Raw genomic sequence first — 16784 nt, forward strand, 5'->3', positions numbered from 1 at the left:
GATGAGGTTACTAAGCCCTCATGGCGGGGAGCGCGGCAACGCCGCGCGCCGCGAACCATGAAGCCCGCTGGATGCCTGCCTACGATGCCACGCAACCGGAAGATGATCTAGAACGCGCATGCTGCTTGTCGTCGAACAATTCCTGAATGGGCTGCAGTTCGGGCTGCTGTTGTTCCTGCTGGCGGCGGGATTGACGCTGGTGTTCGGCATCATGGACTTCGTCAACCTGGCGCACGGCTCGCTCTACATGATGGGCGCCTATTTCGCGGCCACCTTCGTGGCGTGGACCGGGAGCTTCGTGCTCGGCGCGCTGCTGGCGCTCGGTGCGACCCTCTTGCTCGGCATCGTCCTGGAATTCGTCGCGCTGCGGCACCTCTACGGCCGCGACCATCTCGATCACGTGCTGGCGACGTTCGGGCTGATCCTGTTCTTCAATGACGCGGTGCGGCTGATTTGGGGTCCGGCGGGCCTGGCGCTGCCGCTGCCGGGCTGGCTGACGGTGCCGATCGCGATCATGCCCGGCGTCTATTATCCCGCCTACCGGCTGGCGATCATCGTGGTGGCGCTGGTGGTCGCCCTGTTGCTCTATCTCGTCGTGATGCGCACCCGCATCGGCATGCTGATCCGCGCCGGCGCATCGAACCGGGAAATGATCGGCGCGCTCGGCATCAACATCAAGCTGCTCTACACCCTGGTGTTCGGGCTCGGCGCCGCATTGGCCGGGCTCGCCGGGCTGATGCAGGCGCCGATCCTCACGGTGCAGATCGGAATGGGCGAGAACATCCTGATCCTCGCCTTCGTCATCATCGTCATCGGCGGCATCGGTTCGATCCGCGGCGCCTTCCTGGCGGCGATCTTCGTCGGCATCATCGATACGCTCGGCCGCGCCTTCCTGCCCGATCTGCTGCGGCAGGTCCTGAGTTCGACCGCCGCCTCCACCGCAGCCCCCGCGCTCTCCTCGATGCTCATCTATCTGTTGATGGCCATCGTGCTGGTGGTGCGGCCGGAGGGGCTGTTTCCAGCCAGCCGCCGATGACCATTTCGCTCAACGCCCGCAACGTGGTGGTGACGCTGGCGGTTGCCGGCCTGTTGCTGCTGCCGCTCTATACCTCGCTCAGCGGCAACGTCTTCGCGCTGACGCTGTTCACCCGCATCGTGATCTACGCGCTGGCCGCGGCAAGCCTCAATCTCATCATGGGCTATGGCGGCATGATGAGCTTCGGGCATGCCGCCTATCTCGGCATCGGCGGCTACGCGGTCGGCATTCTCGCCCATGAAGGTATCGGCTCCGGCTTCATCCAGTGGCCGGTGGCGCTATTGGCATCGGCGCTGTTCGCGCTGGTGATCGGTGCGCTTTCGTTGCGCACCCGCGGCGTCTATTTCATCATGATCACGCTGGCGTTCGCGCAGATGGCCTATTACGTCGCCTCCGGGCTCGCCCGCTACGGCGGTGACGACGGCTTGACGATCTACAAGCGCAGCGATTTCGGCGGCCTCATCAACCTGTCGGACCGCGTGCAGTTCTATTATCTCTGCGTCGGCTGCCTGTTCGGCGGCATCTACCTGATCTGGCGCATCGTCAATTCGCGCTTCGGCCTCGTGGTGCAGGGCCTGCGCTCCAACGAGCGGCGCATGCAGGCGATCGGCTTTTCCGTGAACCGCTACCGGCTGGTCTGTTTCGTGATCTCGGGCACCATCTGCGGCCTCGCCGGCGCGCTGCTCGCCAACAACACCGATTTCGTCAGCCCGGCGGCGATGTACTGGACCCGCTCCGGCGACCTCATGGTCATGGTGGTGCTCGGCGGCATGGGCTCGCTGTTCGGCCCGGTGCTGGGCACGATCGTGTTTCTGATGCTGGAGGAATTCCTGTCGCAGATCACGGAATACTGGGCGCTGATCATGGGTCCGCTGCTGCTCCTGATTGTGCTGTTCGGACGCGGCGGCATCGACGGGCTGCTCGGGAGGCTGCGCCGTGGCTGAACCTCTGCTGCACGTCGAAAACCTGGTCCGCCGGTTCGGCGGCGTGATCGCGACCGACAACGTCACGCTCGAGGTCAGAAGCGGCGAACTGCACGCCATCATCGGCCCGAACGGCGCCGGCAAGACCACGCTGATCAGCCAGCTCACCGGGCAGTTGCTGCCGCATTCCGGCGCCATCCGCTTTGCCGGCCAGGACATCACCTGGCTGCCGGCCTACCGCCGCAGCCGGCTCGGGCTGGCGCGCTCGTTCCAGATCACCTCGCTGCTGCCCGACTTCACCGCCGCGGACAATGTCGCGCTGGCGGCGCAGGCGCATGCCGGGCACTCCTTCCGCTTCTGGGGCAATGCCCGCAAGGAGCCGCAGCTCCGCGAGGCCGCGCGCGCCGCACTGGAGCGGGTGGGGCTCAGTCACCGCGCCGACACCGTGGTATCGGAATTGAGCCATGGCGAGCAGCGCGAGCTCGAACTCGCGGTCGCGCTCGCCACCAAGCCGCAACTGCTGCTGCTCGACGAGCCGATGGCCGGCCTCGGCCCCACCGAATCCGCGCGCATGGTGAAGCTGCTGCAGGAATTGCGGCGCGAAGTCGCCATCGTGCTGGTCGAGCATGACATGGACGCGGTGTTCGCGCTGGCCGACCGCATCAGCGTGCTGGTGTACGGCCGCGTCATCGCCTCCGACGTGCCGGCCGCGATTCGCAAGCATGAAGAGGTCAAGCGCGCCTATCTCGGCGATCAGCATGTGGTGACCCGCCATGTCTGAACTGGCGCCGCTGCTCGAAGTCGAGGAAATAGAGACCTGCTACGGCCTCAGCCAGGTGCTGTTCGGCATGTCGCTGTCGGTGCGGACGGGCGAGATGGTGGCGCTGCTCGGCCGCAACGGCATGGGCAAGACCACGACCATCCGCTCGATCATGGGCCTGACGCCGGCGCGCGCGGGCGCGATCCGCTTTGCCGGACATGAGGCGCGCCAGCTGCCGTCGTTCCGGATCGCGCAGCTCGGCATCGGCCTCGTCCCCGAGGGGCGGCAGATCTTTCCCAATCTGACCGTGTACGAGAATCTCGTCGCCGCCTCCGGCAATCGCCTCGGTGCCGCCGATCCCTGGACGCTGGAAAAGATCCACGCGCTGTTCCCGCGGCTGGCCGAACGCGGCGCCAATATGGGCGGCACGCTGTCGGGCGGCGAGCAGCAGATGCTGGCGATCGGCCGCGCGCTGATGACCAATCCGCGCCTTCTGATTCTGGACGAAGCCACCGAGGGCCTCGCGCCCCTGATCCGCGACGAGATCTGGAGCTGCCTGTCGCTGCTGAAGGCGCGCGGACAATCGATCCTGGTGATCGACAAGAACGTCGAGAACCTGACCCGGATCTGCGACCGCCACTACATCATCGAGCGCGGCCGGGCGGTGTGGAGCGGCAGCTCGGAGCAGTTGATCGCCGAGCCGGAGCTGCAGCACCGGTATCTCGGGATTTGACTTTTCCGTCATGGCCGGGCTTGACCCGGCCATCCACGCCTTGTTCGCAACGGCGTCGCTAGGCAGATTACTTGAATTCGTCCGCAGCTCGCGCAATTTTCGCAGAGAGTTCCTTGATGCCTGCGATTATCGCATCCAACTCCTTCGCCCGCGAATACAGGTTCTTGCCCCGCGACACATGGGGGTTGAGCCCGCCTTGACCATTGATACCGTTCAAATTGTTATTGCACCGTGCATACGCCGATTCATCTCCGTCGTGGAGGTTTGAGTTACCTTCACTGGGAATGAGTGGCCATCCCCTCGGATTCTCAGCATCACTGATTTGTTGCTGGGGACTCCATTGAAGCCCGGCGTCAAAGCTTCCGGCCTGCGTAGCATACCAATTATAGTACACTGTTCGACGCTCCCGGTCGCCAGGTCCAGGGCGGTCTCCCGGGTCGCGGCCAGCGAAGACCATTGCGCTTCTAGTGTAGTAGCCAAGAAACACCTGTCTGGGGTAGCCATCGACAACTGCACGAGCTTGGTTGGCATCGTTGACCATCCTGTCCCTGGCAGCGGCTGCTGAACCGGCGTTTTTCGGGTCAATCACAAAAGCCAGCCAATTCGTGATCTTGGTTGCGAAGTCCTTCACCTTGGCTTTTGACGAGCGCAAGACGATGCACATTGAAATATACGATAGGCTTGCGGTGCAAACCGCGAAATATCCAGGGAAGTCGTAACCGCGCAAATCGTAAGCATTGGACAGTTGCTTACCTGCAATTGCCTCGACCGCCTTGTACTCAGCACTGTTTTTGTCCAAGCGCCGTATTTGATCGTCTGATAGGCCCGCCAGTGCGTGAGTAAACTCATCCATTGCTGTTGCAACGGAAATTGTAATTCGCTTGCGGAAAGCATCATCCAGCGCGACAGGGATATAGTCTCGCAGGGCTTGAAGCTCCTTGAGGATGTTCTCGACGCCTCGGATAATTTCTTCCAGAGGTTTGATAACATTAAGTTCCGCGCTATCCTTCGAAAATGCCCTGATGAGTCCAACGATCGCAGCAGCGGCCTTCAGCAGAAGGATAATGGTGCTGACAGGTTCGGCATACAAACGAACGCCGCCTTCTTCGAAGGCGACCTTGTCAAGCTCGACGGAAAGAGCTTTGGGAATTACAAGCGCTTCTGCTTCTTCTGCTTGAATACTGTCGCTCATTTCTATTCTTTGCTCCATAAAACGCTTGGGGAATGATCGCTTAGGTAGAATTCTGGCAATCTACAAGAAGCGGCCATTTGAGCGCAATAGCAACAAAGGGAGGTAGTCGGTCCGACTACAGCGTGAAAGCGGCGCTGGAGTTCATGCCCGACCTTGAGCTTCGTTTCTCAAAACATCTCGAAATATTCGCGCTGCTCCCAGTCCGACACTTCCGCCTGGAAGCGCTCGATCTCGGCGTTCTTGATGTGGACGTAGTAGTCGACGAATTCCGCACCCAGCGCGTCGCGGAAGAACGGATCGTCCTTCAGCGCGAACACCGCTTCGCGCAGCGTCTTCGGCAGCAGTTCGGCCTTGGTCTCGTAGGGCGTATCCGCCGACGGGCCGGGATCGAGCTTGCGGTCGACGCCGTCGAGGCCTGAGAGAATCTGCGAGGCCATGTAGAGATAGGGATTGGCGGCGGGCTCGCCGATGCGGTTCTCCAGCCGGGTAGCGGCATCGCCCGCGCCGCCGAGCACGCGGATCATGACGCCGCGGTTGTCGCGTCCCCAGATCGCGCGATCCGGCGCCAGCGAATAGGAACGGTAGCGCTTGTAGCCGTTGATGGTCGGCGTCGTGAACACCGTCGAGGCGCGGGCGTGCTGCAGCAGCCCTGCAAGATAGGCGCGGCCGAACGGGCTCAGCGCCTCGCCGCCGTCCTTGGCCATGAAGGCGTTCTCGCCGCCCGCGCGCGACACCAGCGACTGATGCAGATGCCAGCCGGAGGCGAACACGTTCGGCAGTCTCGGCCGGCACATGAAGGTGGCGTGGTAGCCGTGGCGGCGGGCGATCTGCTTCACGGCGCTGCGGAACAGCACCATGTTGTCGGCGGGCTCGAGCCCGGCTTTGGGCGCAAAGGTGAATTCGCACTGGCTCGGGCCGAACTCGACCTCGACCGAGCGCAGCGGCAGGCCGAGCGCCAGCACGTCGCGCCGGATGATTTCGAGCACCGGCTCCATCTGGTCGTAGCGCTGCTCGGTGAGATATTGGTAGCCGTGCGACAGCAGGCTTACATCGGGCGGCGTGCCCGGCTGGCCGGCATGCTCCGGCGACATTTTCGAATCTTCGAGCTTGAAGATGTGGAATTCGACTTCGAGCCCGGCGACGAAGTCGTAGCCGCGTTTGCCGAGCCCGTCGAGAACCGACCGGTACAGGTTCCGCGTCGCGAACGGCACCGGGCGACCGTCGGCGAAATGGAGATCGCACATCAGCCATCCCGTGCCCGGAGCCCACGGCAGCGCGCGGAAGGTGGTGGGATCGGCTACCATCAGCACGTCGGCGGCGCCTTCCATCTCCTTCATGCCGAAGCCGCCGCCGGACGTGAACACCGGAAACACCGTGCGGTGCGAGGTGTCCTTGGCGAGCATGGTGGTGGTGATCGAGCAGCCGCTCTCCAGCGAGGCCAGCGCCTCGCCGGCGACCAGCGTCTTGCCCCTGAGAATGCCGTGCTGGTCGGGGAACGACAGCCGGATCACCTCCAGCTTCTGCTCCTCGACGATTCGGCGCAGGCGGCTTGCCGCCTCCTTCTGCTCTTTCGACCAGAGCCCGTGACTACAGACAAAACTCAACGCGTCCCCCCAGTCCTCGTTCTTTCATTCCGGGCGATGCGCCAGCATCGAACCTCAGATGTGCAATTGCACATCGGAGAATCTCGAGATTCTCAGGTGCGCAACTGCGCACCATAGTTCGGCTCTGCGAGCCGCCCCGGAATGACGGTGCCAGAATTGTCAAACCGCCTTCAGATGGCGAATCTTTTCGGCAATCTCGCTCGGCACCGGCGCTGCCCATGGCGCGCTGCGGCGGCGCTTGACGTCGACCTCCATCCAGAAGGTTTCCCAGCCCCGCGTCGGCCCGATGCCGTCCATGGTGGCGGGACCCTGGATGCTGCGCGCGCGGCCGGCGTCGAGGAACAGCATCGGCTGGCCGCCGCCGGTGACCGTCTCGATCTGCTGCCGCAGCAGCCGGCGATACTGCACGATCGCCTTGTCGGCCTGGCCGAGATGTTCCCTGGTGCGGTCCTGGATCGCGCCCATCGATTCCACCGCCCACTGGTCGTGCACGTTGATGTCGTTGCCCATGCCGGTGTAGGTCGCCGTCAGCTGTTCCTGCGGATCGAAGCCGTAATCGTTGGTCTTGTTCTTGCGCGACTTGTAGTCGGGCAATTCGTAGAGTTCGAGGCGCTGGTCGCGCATCTTGTTCTTGTCGACCGGCGTCGAATAGGAGGTGAAGACCGCGTACCAGTAGCAGTTTTCGTCGTCGACCGGCACGTGCCACTGCGTGATCGTCATCTCGGTGCTCATCGGTATGACGAAGCCGTGCGGGAACAGCTGGTTGGTGACGCGGACATGGGTGCGCTCGTCGTCGATCTCGCGCAGCGTGATCAGGCGAAGTCCATATTCGGTGTGTTCGACATTGATGATGGGGCGGTCGTATTCGCGCAGGATCTTGGTCATCGGCAGGTCGCTGCCGGCGGAAGCGCCGCGGAACTGCTTGCCATAGGCGGTCGAGGTGTCCTCGTCCTCGAAGAAGCGGTGCAGGAAGGAAGCATGCGACGGGTCGATGCCGACTTCGAGCGCCTGCAGCCAGTTGCAGTTGATGTGGCCCTTGAATGCAAAGGTGTGGCTGTCCGGCGCGACGAAGCAGTCGATCTCGGGAAAGGCCGGCGGCTCGCCTTCGCCGAGCCAGGCCCAGAGGATGCCGCTTCTTTCGACCACCGGATAGGCGCGCTGCCGGATGCCCTTGCACAGCTGCGAATCCTTGGGTTCGGCCGGCGTCTCGAGGCATTGGCCCGACGCGTCGAACAGCCAGCCATGGAAGGCGCAGCGCAGGCCGCCGTTTTCCAGCCGGCCGAAGGCGAGGTCGGCGCCGCGATGCGCGCACTGCCGGTCGACCAGGCCGTAACGGCCCTCTTCGTCGCGGAACAGCACGAGGTCCTCGCCGAGCAATTTGACCGGTCGCACCGGGCGCGGTCCCTGCAGCTCGTCGACCAGCGCGGCCGGCTGCCAGTACATCCGCATCAGTTTCCCGCACGGGTCCTTCGGTCCCGTCCGCGTGATCAGGTCGTTCTGCTCCTGGCTCATCATGGCGGCATAAATCCTCTTGTCGCGCGATTTGTTCGTCTATTGAACTAATGGGCGAATTATGACATGCATTGGGAAAGCGGCAAGCACAATCTTTCAACGACGTCGGCGGAACGCTCCAATGCCAAAGCCAAAGCGCGGGGATCGCGAAGCGCGCGCCACCGATTTCGTCGAGAGCCTCGACCGCGGCCTGCGCCTGCTGCAGAAGTTCGGCGCCGTCAGCGGCCCGGCGACGCTCAGCGATCTGGCGCGCGCCGCCGAACTGCCGCGCGCCACCGCGCGCCGCATCCTGTTCACGCTCGAGCGCGGCGGTTTCGTCGCGACCGACGGCAAGCTGTTCAGCCTCACCCCGCACGTCCTGACGCTGGCGACGTCCTATCTGCGTTCGAGCCAGGTGGTGGCGGTGCTGCAGCCGGTGCTCGACCGGATCGCGACGGCCGCGCAGGAGATCAGTTCGCTGGCGGTGCTGGACGGCGAGGAGGTCGTGTTCATCGCCCGCGGCAGCCCGGCGCGGGTGTTCTCGACCGGCCTCGACATCGGCTATCGCCTGCCGGCGTTTTGCACCTCGGTCGGCCGCGCCATGCTCGGCCAGTTCGACGATGCCGAGCTCGCGACGAGGCTGGCGAAGATGCGCCGCGAGCCGATGACCGCGCACACGGTGACGGATCCGGAACGGCTGCTCGCCGCCATCGTCGCCGACCGCGAAAAGGGCTATTCGCTGGTCGACCGCGAGGCCGAGCCGGGGTTTCGCTCGATCTCGGTGCCGATCCGCCGTTACGACGGCGCCATCATCGCCGCGATCAATATGGGCGCCCATGTCGATCGCGTCTCCACCTCCGAAATGATCGATCGCTTTCTGCCGCTGCTTCGCGAGGGCGCGGACTCGGTAAAATCCATGCTGCTGTGATCCTGTCCGGATCCAGTTCGTCTCCACCATCGGTTTGGAACAGATGCCCCATATCGTCGTCGAATATTCCGCCGATGCCGGCTTCGACATCACCGGTTTGATGCAGGCCTTGCACAACGCCGCCGCATCGACCGGCGTGATGCAGGCGGCGGATATCAAGGTCCGCGCGCTGCCCTATGCGGATTATCTGGTGGCGGGCAAACGGGACAGCTTCTGCCACGTCTTTGTCTATCTGCTCGAGGGCCGCACGCCCCAGCAGAAGCTGACCCTGAGCGAGACGCTGCGCACCGCGATGGCGACCTTGCTGCCGGACGCGAAAAGCCTCAGCGTCGATATCCGCGACATGGACGCATCGGCCTACAAGAAGCGGCTGAACATGGACCTCTAAGCGGAACGAGCGCCGCGCTGACGGCGTGCGCCGGATCGTTGAGCGCCGAGCCGCTGACGGTGCCGAATTTCTGCAGCAGCGCTTTGGCCACCGTCAGTTTGACGGCCGCGGGCGCGCCATGGAGGAACAGCAGCTTCATGGCCGATCGATATCGCGAATGACGCAAGAGCGCGAGGTGCGGAGAGCGGGAATTCTGCGCCGCAACCGGAGCGCGAAGCTACCCCCGCGCGAACCTTCGCGCTTCGTTCTGCAGCACCGGCGATACCGCGTCGATCAGGCGCGCGGCTGCGGCATCGACGGACAGCCCGGCGGTATCGACCACGGCGTTGGCGCGCGCATAGAGCGGCTCGCGGCTGAGCAAAATGGTGCGCAGTTCGGCCATTGCCGAGCGGTCGTCGGCCATCGGGCGCAGGTCGCCCTGGCCGCGCACCCGCGTCATGTGTTCTTCCGGCTCGGCCTTCAGCCAGATCGTGTAGAACGACTGCAGGATCAGGTCGAAGGTCAGGGGCTCGGAGACGATGCCGCCGCCGGTCGCCAGCACCATCAGCTCCTTGCGCGCCAGCAACTGGTTCAGCGCGGTCTGCTCCATCCGGCGAAAACCTTCCTGGCCGTAGAGCGCGATGATCTCGGCGACCGACAATCCGTTCTGCCGCTCGATCTCCTTGTTCAACTCGACGAAGCTCCAGCCGATCTTCTTCGCCAGCATCCTGCCGAGGGTGGACTTGCCGGCGCCGCGCAGCCCGATCAGCGCGATGCCGGAAAACGACGCGCGCTGCGCCGAGGCGCCGCCCGCGTGGCCGGCGAGAATTTCCCTGGCCTGCGCGACCTGGTTCGGCGTCGCCTTGCGCAGGAGGTCGCGGATCACCGGCCAGTCCGGCGCCGGTTCGTCCGCGGGAATGAGATCCTCTAGATGCGCGCCCATCGCATCCGACACCCGGCGCAACAACACGATCGAGACGTTGCCCTTGCCGCTTTCGAGCTGGGCGATATAGCGTTCGGAAATGCCGGAGACTTTGGCCAGCACCTTTCGCGACATGCCGCGAAGCGCGCGCATGGTGCGGACACGCTGGCCCAGCTGTTCGAGAAAGCCGGTTTCGGGATCGAGATTTTCGGTCATGTCCCCGTTCGAATCGGGCAGCGAATGCGCCGCTGTTGGAAACATAATGCCGACAAGGATTGACAGCAAGCGCATCTGCCTGCATTTATATGAATTATAATTCTTAAAATCCTGAGGGGGAGAAGACGTCGTGACAGGCTTAGGGCTCAGGAGCGCGGCATGAGCGGCGGTTCCTACAACGCGGTGACCTGGCTGCTCGACCGCAACGTCGACGAAGGCCGCGGCGCAAAACTCGCCTTTACCGACACCGTTTCCGAGCTGACCTATGGCGGCCTGCAGCGGCAGAGCCGGCGCGTCGCCAACATGCTGCGCCGCCTCGGCGTCCGCCGCGAAGAGCGGGTCGCGATGATCATGCTCGACACCGTCGATTTCCCGGTCGTGTTTCTCGGCGCGATCCGCGCCGGCATCGTGCCGGTGCCGCTCAACACGCTGTTGACGTCGGATCAATATGCCTACGTGCTGGCGGATTGCCGCGCGCGGGTGCTGTTCATCTCCGAAGCGCTGCTGCCGGTCGTGAAGGACATGGTCGGGCGGCTGCCGGATCTCGAGCATGTCGTGGTCTCCGGCAAGGATGCGCTCGGTCACAAGAAGCTGTCCGACGAACTCGCCGGCGAAAGCGACGTGTTTGCGACCGCCGCCACCCATCCCGACGAGCCGGCGTTCTGGCTGTATTCGTCCGGCTCGACCGGCATGCCCAAGGGCGTGCGGCATCTGCATTCCAATCTCGCCGCGACCGCGGATACCTACGCCAGGCAGGTGCTCGGCATCCGCGAGGACGACGTCTGCCTGTCGGCGGCGAAACTGTTCTTCGCCTACGGCCTCGGCAATGCGCTGACCTTCCCGATGTCGGTCGGCGCCACCACCGTGCTCAATTCCGAGCGGCCGACGCCGGCGCTGATGTTCGCGCTGATGAACAAGTACAATCCCACCATCTTCTTCGGCGTGCCGACGCTGTATTCCTCGATGCTCAACGACGAGACGTTGAAGAACGAACCCGCCGGCTCGCGCCTGCGCATCTGCACTTCCGCCGGCGAGGCGCTGCCGGAATCGGTCGGCAATGCCTGGAAGGCGCGCTTCGGCGTCGACATTCTCGACGGCGTCGGCTCGACCGAACTCCTGCATATCTTTCTCTCGAACGCGCCGGGCGACATCAAATACGGCACCTCGGGCCGTCCGGTGCCGGGCTACAAGGTGCGGCTGGTGAACGACGCCGGCGACGACGTGCCCGACGGCGAGGTCGGCGAACTCCTGGTCGACGCGCCTTCCGCCGGCGAGGGCTACTGGAACCAGCGCAGCAAGACCCGCCAGACCTTTGCCGGCCACTGGACCCGCACCGGCGACAAATACGTTCGCGACGCCGACGGCCGTTACACCTTCTGCGGCCGCGGCGACGACATGTTCAAGGTGTCCGGCATCTGGGTGTCGCCGTTCGAGGTCGAGAGCGCGCTGATCACCCATCCCGCGGTGCTGGAAGCCGCAGTGGTGCCCGAGGCCGATCCGGAAGGTCTTTTGAAGCCGAAGGCATTCGTGGTGCTGCGGCCGGGCGCCAGCGCGGCCGGCCTGCACGAGGCGCTGAAGGATCACGTCAAGCAGAAGATCGGCCCGTGGAAATATCCGCGCTGGGTCGAGGTCGTCGATAGCTTGCCGAAAACCGCGACCGGAAAGATCCAGCGGTTCAAGCTAAGGGATGCGAAGGCAAAATAGAAGGGAGCACGATCGTCTCCACGCGTCGTCCCGGCGCACGCCGGGACCCATAACCACCGCCGTTCATTGTTGCGGAAGGTGTTGGCCGGTCTGCCCATACGAGAGGCCGCGGAGTATGGGTCCCGGCGTGCGCCGGGACGACGAGCGAGTGGATTGAAGCGTCTCGATCACCTTCGGAAAGCCAATTTCATGACCGCGCTCTCCCCTGCCGGCTTCCTCCGCATCGGTGCGTCCGATCTCGAATACCGCATGATCGGTCCGATGCCGGACGACGCGCCGACCCTCGTCATGCTGCACGAAGGTCTCGGCTCGGCCGGGCTGTGGGGCGATTTTCCGGACCGGCTGCAGGCGGCAACCGGGGCCGGCGTGTTCGTCTATTCGCGCGCCGGCTACGGCGCCTCGAGCCCGGTGCAGCTGCCGCGCCCGCTCGACTACATGCACATCGAGGCGCGCGAGACCCTGCCGAAGCTGCTCGAGACCATCGGCTTTCGCCGCGGCCTTCTGGTCGGCCATTCCGACGGCGCCTCGATCGCCGCGATCTACGCCGGTGGCGTTCAGGATTACCGCGTGCGCGGGGTCGCGATGATCGCGCCGCATTTCATCGTTGAGGATATTTCGGTGGCCTCGATCGCGGAAATCAAGAAGACCTACGAGACGACGGAGCTGAAGTCGAAGCTCGCCCGCTGGCACAAGGATGTCGACAACGCCTTCTACGGCTGGAACGCCGCCTGGCTCGACCCGAGATTCCGCAACTGGGATATCTGCGAATATCTCGCCTATATCCGCGTGCCGGTGGCGATCCTGCAGGGCGCCGACGACCAGTATGGGACATTACGGCAGGTCGAGATTGCCGAGGAAGAGTGCTATTGTCCGGTCGATGTGACGATCATCCCGGGCGCCGGACACTCGCCGCATCGCGAAGCGCCGGAGGCGACGCTGCATGCGATCTCGGATTTCGCAGGACGCATTCTGCACACCCACGAAGGCTCGCAGGGGCGGGCCGCCTGAGGCGTCGGTCGGGGCGAGGCCGCGATGAGCCCGCCTCCGTCAGCCGCGAACCAGCTTCCGCTGCCGCAATGGGCCTATGTCCCCGGCGAGACCGCGGACGCCGACGCCGATCACGATACGCTGTGGCAGGCCAAGGCGCTGGTGCCCTCCCGGTTCCGCGATTTCGTCCCGGCGCGGCATCCGGCGCTGCGCTACGGGCTGGCGCTCAACGATCACGGCTTCTTCTGGGAGTCGCAGCAGATCCTCGAAGCGGTATGGGCGGCAGCGCCGCAAGGCGGCCGCGAGCGCATTCTGCTGCGCGCCTGCATCCAGATCGCCGGTGCCAATCTCAAGCTGCGGATGCTGAAGCCGCACGCCGCCGTGCGGCTGTTCGGCGACGCGCTGCGAGAACTCACCACGCTCGGTCTTCGCCAGGCGGTCGCCGGCGGCGACGGCTTTGCCGACACCTTCCCGACCGCCGTGCTGGCGGCGCTGTTGAAGGGGAGATTGGCGCAGCCGGCGTTATCCAAGGCGGATTGGGTGAATATCGGCGCCGCCGGCCGCACATGAAGCAAAATGCATCTTTTTGTATTTTTTGGTAGACAAACCAAAAAAACATGCACTATTGTGCATCTAACGTCAGATAGCTCATACCTCAAGAAACCCAAGGGTGGCCCATGGCCGGTGAAGATCGCGTCCTTTCAGGCGGCGCGAAATACATCGATTTTCAGACCGATCCGTCGCGTTACCGGCACTGGAAGCTGGACGTCGCAGGCGACGTCGCGACGCTGACCATGGATGTCGACGAGAACGGAGGCCTGTTCGAAGGCTACCAGCTCAAGCTCAATTCCTACGATCTCGGCGTCGACATCGAGCTCGCGGACGCCGTGCAGCGGCTGCGCTTCGAGCATCCCGAGGTCAAGGTCGTGGTGATGCGCTCGGGCAAGAACCGCGTGTTCTGCGCCGGCGCCAATATCCGCATGCTGGCGGGCTCCACCCACGCCCACAAGGTCAATTTCTGCAAGTTCACCAACGAGACCCGCAACGGGCTGGAGGACTCATCCGAGAATTCCGGCCAGCGCTTCATCACCGTCGTCAACGGCACCGCGGCCGGCGGCGGTTATGAACTGGCGCTGGCGACCGATCACATCATCATGGCCGACGACGGCGCCGCCGCCGTGGCGCTGCCGGAAGTGCCGCTGCTGGCGGTCTTGCCGGGCACCGGCGGCCTGACGCGGGTGGTCGACAAGCGCAAGGTGCGCCGCGACCACGCCGACTTCTTCTGCACCATCGAGGAAGGCATCAAGGGCAAGCGCGCGGTGCAGTGGCGCCTGGTCGACGAGATCGTGCCGAACAGCAAGCTGGAAGCCAAGGTCGCCGAGCGCGCCAGGGAATTCGCCGCCGCCTCGAAGCGCAACGGCACCGGCAAGGGCATTGCGCTGACGAAACTCAACCGCACCATCGACGAAAACAGCATCCGCTACGGCTTTGTCAGCGTCGACATCGATCGCGCGGCGCGCATCGCCACCATCTCGATCAAGGCGCCGGAGGAGGCCCCGCCCGCCGATATCGACGGCATGATCGCCAAGGGCGCCTCGTTCTGGCCGCTGCAGGTAGCGCGCGAACTCGACGATGCGATCCTGCATCTTCGCATCAACGAACTCGAGATCGCGATGCTGGTGTTCAAATCGCATGGCGATGCCGCCAATGTGCTGGCCTGCGACGCCTTCCTGGAAGCCAACAAGGCACACTGGCTGGTCAACGAGATCAGGCAGTACTGGAAGCGGGTGCTGAAGCGCGTCGACGTCACCTCGCGCACGCTGGTGACGCTGGTCGAGCCCGGCTCCTGCTTCGCCGGCACGCTGGCCGAACTCGTGTTCGCGGCCGACCGCTCCTACATGCTGATCGGTTCGCGGCAGGGCGATAACCGCAGCCCCCCGGCCATCAAGCTCTCGGCGATGAATTTCGGGCCCTATCCGATGAGCCACGGCCTGACGCGCCTGCAGTCGCGTTTCCTGGCCGATCCTTCCGATCTCGATCGTGCCAAGGCGAAGATCGGCGAGGCGCTCGACGCCGAGGAGGCCGAGGCGCTCGGCCTCGTCACCTTCGCGCTCGACGATATCGACTGGGACGACGAAGTCAGGGTGTTCTTCGAGGAGCGCGCCAGCTTCTCGCCCGACAGTCTCACCGGCATGGAAGCGAATCTGCGCTTCGTGGGCCCTGAGACCATGGAATCGAAAATCTTCTCGCGCCTGACTGCTTGGCAGAACTGGATCTTTCAGCGGCCCAACGCGGTCGGCGAAGAGGGCGCGCTGCGCCGCTACGGCACCGGCCAGAAGGCGCAGTTCGATATGACGAGAGTTTAGCGGCGAATAGCGAATAGCTGTTCCTTTCCATTCGCTACTCGCCATTCGCCAAACAAGATCGCTCCAACACAGGAGGCCCTGCCATGAACGTCAACATCATGAACGTCGACTACTCCACCAAGATTCCCAACAACGTGAATCTCGCGGAGGACCGCCAGGTGCTGAAGGCCCTGGAAGGCTGGCATCCCGGCTATCTCGACTGGTGGAACGACATGGGGCCGGAAGGTTTCCAGGAATCGCTAGTGTACCTGCGCACGGCCGTCAGCGTCGATCCCAAAGGCTGGGCCAAGTTCGATTACGTGCGCATGCCGGAATACCGCTGGGGCATCCTGCTTGCTCCGCAAGACCCGGACCGAAGGGTGAATTTCGGTCAGCACCTGGGAGAAAAGGCCTGGCAGGAAGTGCCCGGCGAGTATCGTGCCATGTTGCGCCGTCTCGTCGTGGTCCAGGGCGACACCGAGCCTGCATCCGTCGAACAGCAGCGCCATCTCGGGAAAACCGCGCCGTCGCTTTACGACATGCGCAACCTGTTCCAGGTCAACGTCGAGGAAGGCCGCCATCTCTGGGCCATGGTCTACCTGCTGCAGAAATATTTCGGCCGCGACGGCCGCGAGGAAGCCGACGAATTGTTGCGCCGCCGTTCCGGCGATGCCGACGCGCCGCGCATGCTGGGCGCCTTCAATGAGGCCACGCCGGACTGGCTGTCGTTCTTCATGTTCACCTTCTTTACCGACCGTGACGGCAAGATGCAGCTCGAGAGCCTTGCGCAATCCGGCTTCGATCCGCTGTCGCGCAGCTGCCGCTTCATGCTGACCGAGGAGGCTCACCACATGTTCGTCGGCGAGACCGGCGTCGGCCGCGTCCTGCAGCGCACCTGCGAGGCCATGAAGGAGGCGGGCATCGACGATCCCTATGCGATCGAGAAGGTGCGTGCGCTCGGCGTGATCGACCTGCCGACCATCCAGAAGAAGCTGAACCTGCACTATACGCTTTCGCTCGACCTGTTCGGCTCGGAAGTCTCGACCAATGCCGCGAATTTCTACAATGCGGGCCTGAAGGGCCGCTTTCAGGAAACCAAGATCGACGACGATCACCGCCTGACCAACGACTTCTACAAGGTCCTGAAGCTGGTCGACGGCAAGATCGCGCTGGTCGACGAGCCGGCGCTGACGGCGTTGAACATGCGGCTGCGCGATGACTACTCGGCCGACTGCGAAAAGGGCGTCGAGCGCTGGAACAAGATCATCGAAAAGGCCGGCGTCAACTTCCGTCTCGAGTTGCCGCATACCGCGTTCCACCGCCAGATCGGCGAATTCAGGGACGTCAACGCGACACCCAAGGGCGTCATCGTCAGCGCCGCCGAATGGGCCAAGGTCAAAAACGACTATCTGCCCTCGCCCTCCGATGGCGATTTCATCGCCTCGTTGATGGAGCCTGTCAGCGAACCGGGCCAATACGCGAAATGGATTGCCCCGCCGAAGATGGGCATCGACAACAAGCCGGGCGATTTCGAATATGTGAAGATCGAGGCGGCGTGACCGGGCCGGGCTGAACG

Annotated in this window: 15 protein-coding genes; 11 read left to right on the forward strand and 4 right to left on the reverse strand. The window is 64.0% G+C overall.

All coding sequences use genetic code 11. The features are described from left to right. The first annotated feature begins 118 nt into the window (after positions 1-118). The 4 genes from KMZ68_RS03390 to KMZ68_RS03405 are packed head-to-tail and all read left to right on the forward strand — an operon-like array spanning position 119 to position 3452. Complete coding sequence (locus KMZ68_RS03390) at positions 119-1036, forward strand: branched-chain amino acid ABC transporter permease (RefSeq protein ID WP_215614490.1); 918 nt, start codon at positions 119-121, stop codon at positions 1034-1036. Next, on the forward strand, positions 1033-1980 hold the full coding sequence (locus KMZ68_RS03395; RefSeq protein ID WP_215614491.1) for a branched-chain amino acid ABC transporter permease: 948 nt from the start codon (positions 1033-1035) through the stop codon (positions 1978-1980). The genes KMZ68_RS03390 and KMZ68_RS03395 overlap by 4 nt, the downstream gene beginning before the upstream one ends. Beyond that, the gene (locus KMZ68_RS03400; protein ID WP_215614492.1) at positions 1973-2740 is read left to right on the forward strand and encodes an ABC transporter ATP-binding protein; all 768 of its coding nucleotides are present in this window, start codon (positions 1973-1975) and stop codon (positions 2738-2740) included. Before KMZ68_RS03395 ends, KMZ68_RS03400 begins: the two co-directional genes overlap by 8 nt. Then, positions 2733-3452, forward strand: a complete 720-nt coding sequence (locus tag KMZ68_RS03405; RefSeq protein WP_215614493.1) for an ABC transporter ATP-binding protein — start codon at positions 2733-2735, stop codon at positions 3450-3452. Before KMZ68_RS03400 ends, KMZ68_RS03405 begins: the two co-directional genes overlap by 8 nt. A 67-nt stretch (positions 3453-3519) precedes the next feature. On the opposite strand, the gene KMZ68_RS03410 is transcribed toward KMZ68_RS03405, so the two are convergent. From KMZ68_RS03410 to KMZ68_RS03420, 3 genes are all read right to left on the reverse strand, one after another. Then, positions 3520-4644: a hypothetical protein gene (locus KMZ68_RS03410; RefSeq protein WP_215614494.1), complete on the reverse strand. Its 1125-nt coding sequence runs from the start codon at positions 4642-4644 to the stop codon at positions 3520-3522. A gap of 167 nt (positions 4645-4811) precedes the next feature. Next, a complete protein-coding gene (locus KMZ68_RS03415) occupies positions 4812-6248 on the reverse strand; it encodes a glutamine synthetase family protein (RefSeq protein ID WP_215614495.1) in 1437 nt (478 codons plus the stop codon). Positions 6249-6407: 159 nt separating this feature from the next. Beyond that, the gene (locus KMZ68_RS03420) at positions 6408-7763 is read right to left on the reverse strand and encodes an aromatic ring-hydroxylating dioxygenase subunit alpha (protein WP_215614496.1); all 1356 of its coding nucleotides are present in this window, start codon (positions 7761-7763) and stop codon (positions 6408-6410) included. A 118-nt stretch (positions 7764-7881) separates the two neighbouring features. Here KMZ68_RS03420 and KMZ68_RS03425 point away from each other — a divergent pair, with 118 nt between their 5' ends. Then, on the forward strand, positions 7882-8667 hold the full coding sequence (locus KMZ68_RS03425) for an IclR family transcriptional regulator domain-containing protein (protein WP_215614497.1): 786 nt from the start codon (positions 7882-7884) through the stop codon (positions 8665-8667). 43 nt (positions 8668-8710) lie between these two features. After that, positions 8711-9055 carry a 5-carboxymethyl-2-hydroxymuconate Delta-isomerase gene (locus KMZ68_RS03430; protein ID WP_215614498.1) on the forward strand — a complete coding sequence of 115 codons (345 nt, stop codon included), beginning with the start codon at positions 8711-8713 and terminating at the stop codon, positions 9053-9055. Positions 9056-9272: 217 nt separating this feature from the next. Here KMZ68_RS03430 and KMZ68_RS03435 read toward each other — a convergent pair whose 3' ends face one another. Continuing rightward, positions 9273-10172 carry a helix-turn-helix transcriptional regulator gene (locus tag KMZ68_RS03435; protein ID WP_215614499.1) on the reverse strand — a complete coding sequence of 300 codons (900 nt, stop codon included), beginning with the start codon at positions 10170-10172 and terminating at the stop codon, positions 9273-9275. A 159-nt stretch (positions 10173-10331) separates the two neighbouring features. On the opposite strand from KMZ68_RS03435, the gene KMZ68_RS03440 reads away from it, so the two are divergent. The 5 genes from KMZ68_RS03440 to boxB all read left to right on the forward strand — a co-directional run bounded on the left by KMZ68_RS03440 (position 10332) and on the right by boxB (position 16767). Continuing rightward, entirely contained in the window at positions 10332-11876 is a 1545-nt protein-coding gene (locus tag KMZ68_RS03440) for a benzoate-CoA ligase family protein (protein WP_215614500.1), read from the forward strand. 189 nt (positions 11877-12065) lie between these two features. Continuing rightward, complete coding sequence (locus tag KMZ68_RS03445) at positions 12066-12884, forward strand: alpha/beta fold hydrolase (protein ID WP_215614501.1); 819 nt, start codon at positions 12066-12068, stop codon at positions 12882-12884. 24 nt (positions 12885-12908) lie between these two features. Further along, a complete protein-coding gene (locus KMZ68_RS03450) occupies positions 12909-13433 on the forward strand; it encodes a DUF309 domain-containing protein (protein ID WP_215614502.1) in 525 nt (174 codons plus the stop codon). 107 nt (positions 13434-13540) lie between these two features. Beyond that, positions 13541-15229, forward strand: coding sequence for a 2,3-epoxybenzoyl-CoA dihydrolase (gene boxC, locus KMZ68_RS03455; RefSeq protein ID WP_215614503.1), 1689 nt, complete (start codon positions 13541-13543; stop codon positions 15227-15229). Between the two features lie 83 nt (positions 15230-15312). Next, positions 15313-16767, forward strand: a complete 1455-nt coding sequence (gene boxB, locus KMZ68_RS03460) for a benzoyl-CoA 2,3-epoxidase subunit BoxB (RefSeq protein WP_215614504.1) — start codon at positions 15313-15315, stop codon at positions 16765-16767. The last annotated feature ends 17 nt before the right edge of the window (positions 16768-16784 follow it).

It is taken from the genome of Bradyrhizobium sediminis, assembly GCF_018736105.1.
Classification (GTDB): Bacteria; Pseudomonadota; Alphaproteobacteria; order Rhizobiales; family Xanthobacteraceae; genus Bradyrhizobium.

Bases quoted from the DNA above. Each gene is read 5' to 3' on its own strand.
- KMZ68_RS03425 (WP_215614497.1), top strand. From the start codon at position 7,882: ATGCCAAAGCCAAAGCGCGGGGATCGCGAAGCGCGCGCCACCGATTTC.
- KMZ68_RS03420 (WP_215614496.1), bottom strand. From the start codon at position 7,763: ATGATGAGCCAGGAGCAGAACGACCTGATCACGCGGACGGGACCGAAG.
- KMZ68_RS03410 (WP_215614494.1), bottom strand. From the start codon at position 4,644: ATGAGCGACAGTATTCAAGCAGAAGAAGCAGAAGCGCTTGTAATTCCC.
- KMZ68_RS03445 (WP_215614501.1), top strand. From the start codon at position 12,066: ATGACCGCGCTCTCCCCTGCCGGCTTCCTCCGCATCGGTGCGTCCGAT.
- KMZ68_RS03430 (WP_215614498.1), top strand. From the start codon at position 8,711: ATGCCCCATATCGTCGTCGAATATTCCGCCGATGCCGGCTTCGACATC.
- KMZ68_RS03440 (WP_215614500.1), top strand. From the start codon at position 10,332: ATGAGCGGCGGTTCCTACAACGCGGTGACCTGGCTGCTCGACCGCAAC.
- KMZ68_RS03405 (WP_215614493.1), top strand. From the start codon at position 2,733: ATGTCTGAACTGGCGCCGCTGCTCGAAGTCGAGGAAATAGAGACCTGC.
- KMZ68_RS03450 (WP_215614502.1), top strand. From the start codon at position 12,909: ATGAGCCCGCCTCCGTCAGCCGCGAACCAGCTTCCGCTGCCGCAATGG.
- KMZ68_RS03390 (WP_215614490.1), top strand. From the start codon at position 119: ATGCTGCTTGTCGTCGAACAATTCCTGAATGGGCTGCAGTTCGGGCTG.
- boxB (WP_215614504.1), top strand. From the start codon at position 15,313: ATGAACGTCAACATCATGAACGTCGACTACTCCACCAAGATTCCCAAC.
- boxC (WP_215614503.1), top strand. From the start codon at position 13,541: ATGGCCGGTGAAGATCGCGTCCTTTCAGGCGGCGCGAAATACATCGAT.
- KMZ68_RS03435 (WP_215614499.1), bottom strand. From the start codon at position 10,172: ATGACCGAAAATCTCGATCCCGAAACCGGCTTTCTCGAACAGCTGGGC.
- KMZ68_RS03395 (WP_215614491.1), top strand. From the start codon at position 1,033: ATGACCATTTCGCTCAACGCCCGCAACGTGGTGGTGACGCTGGCGGTT.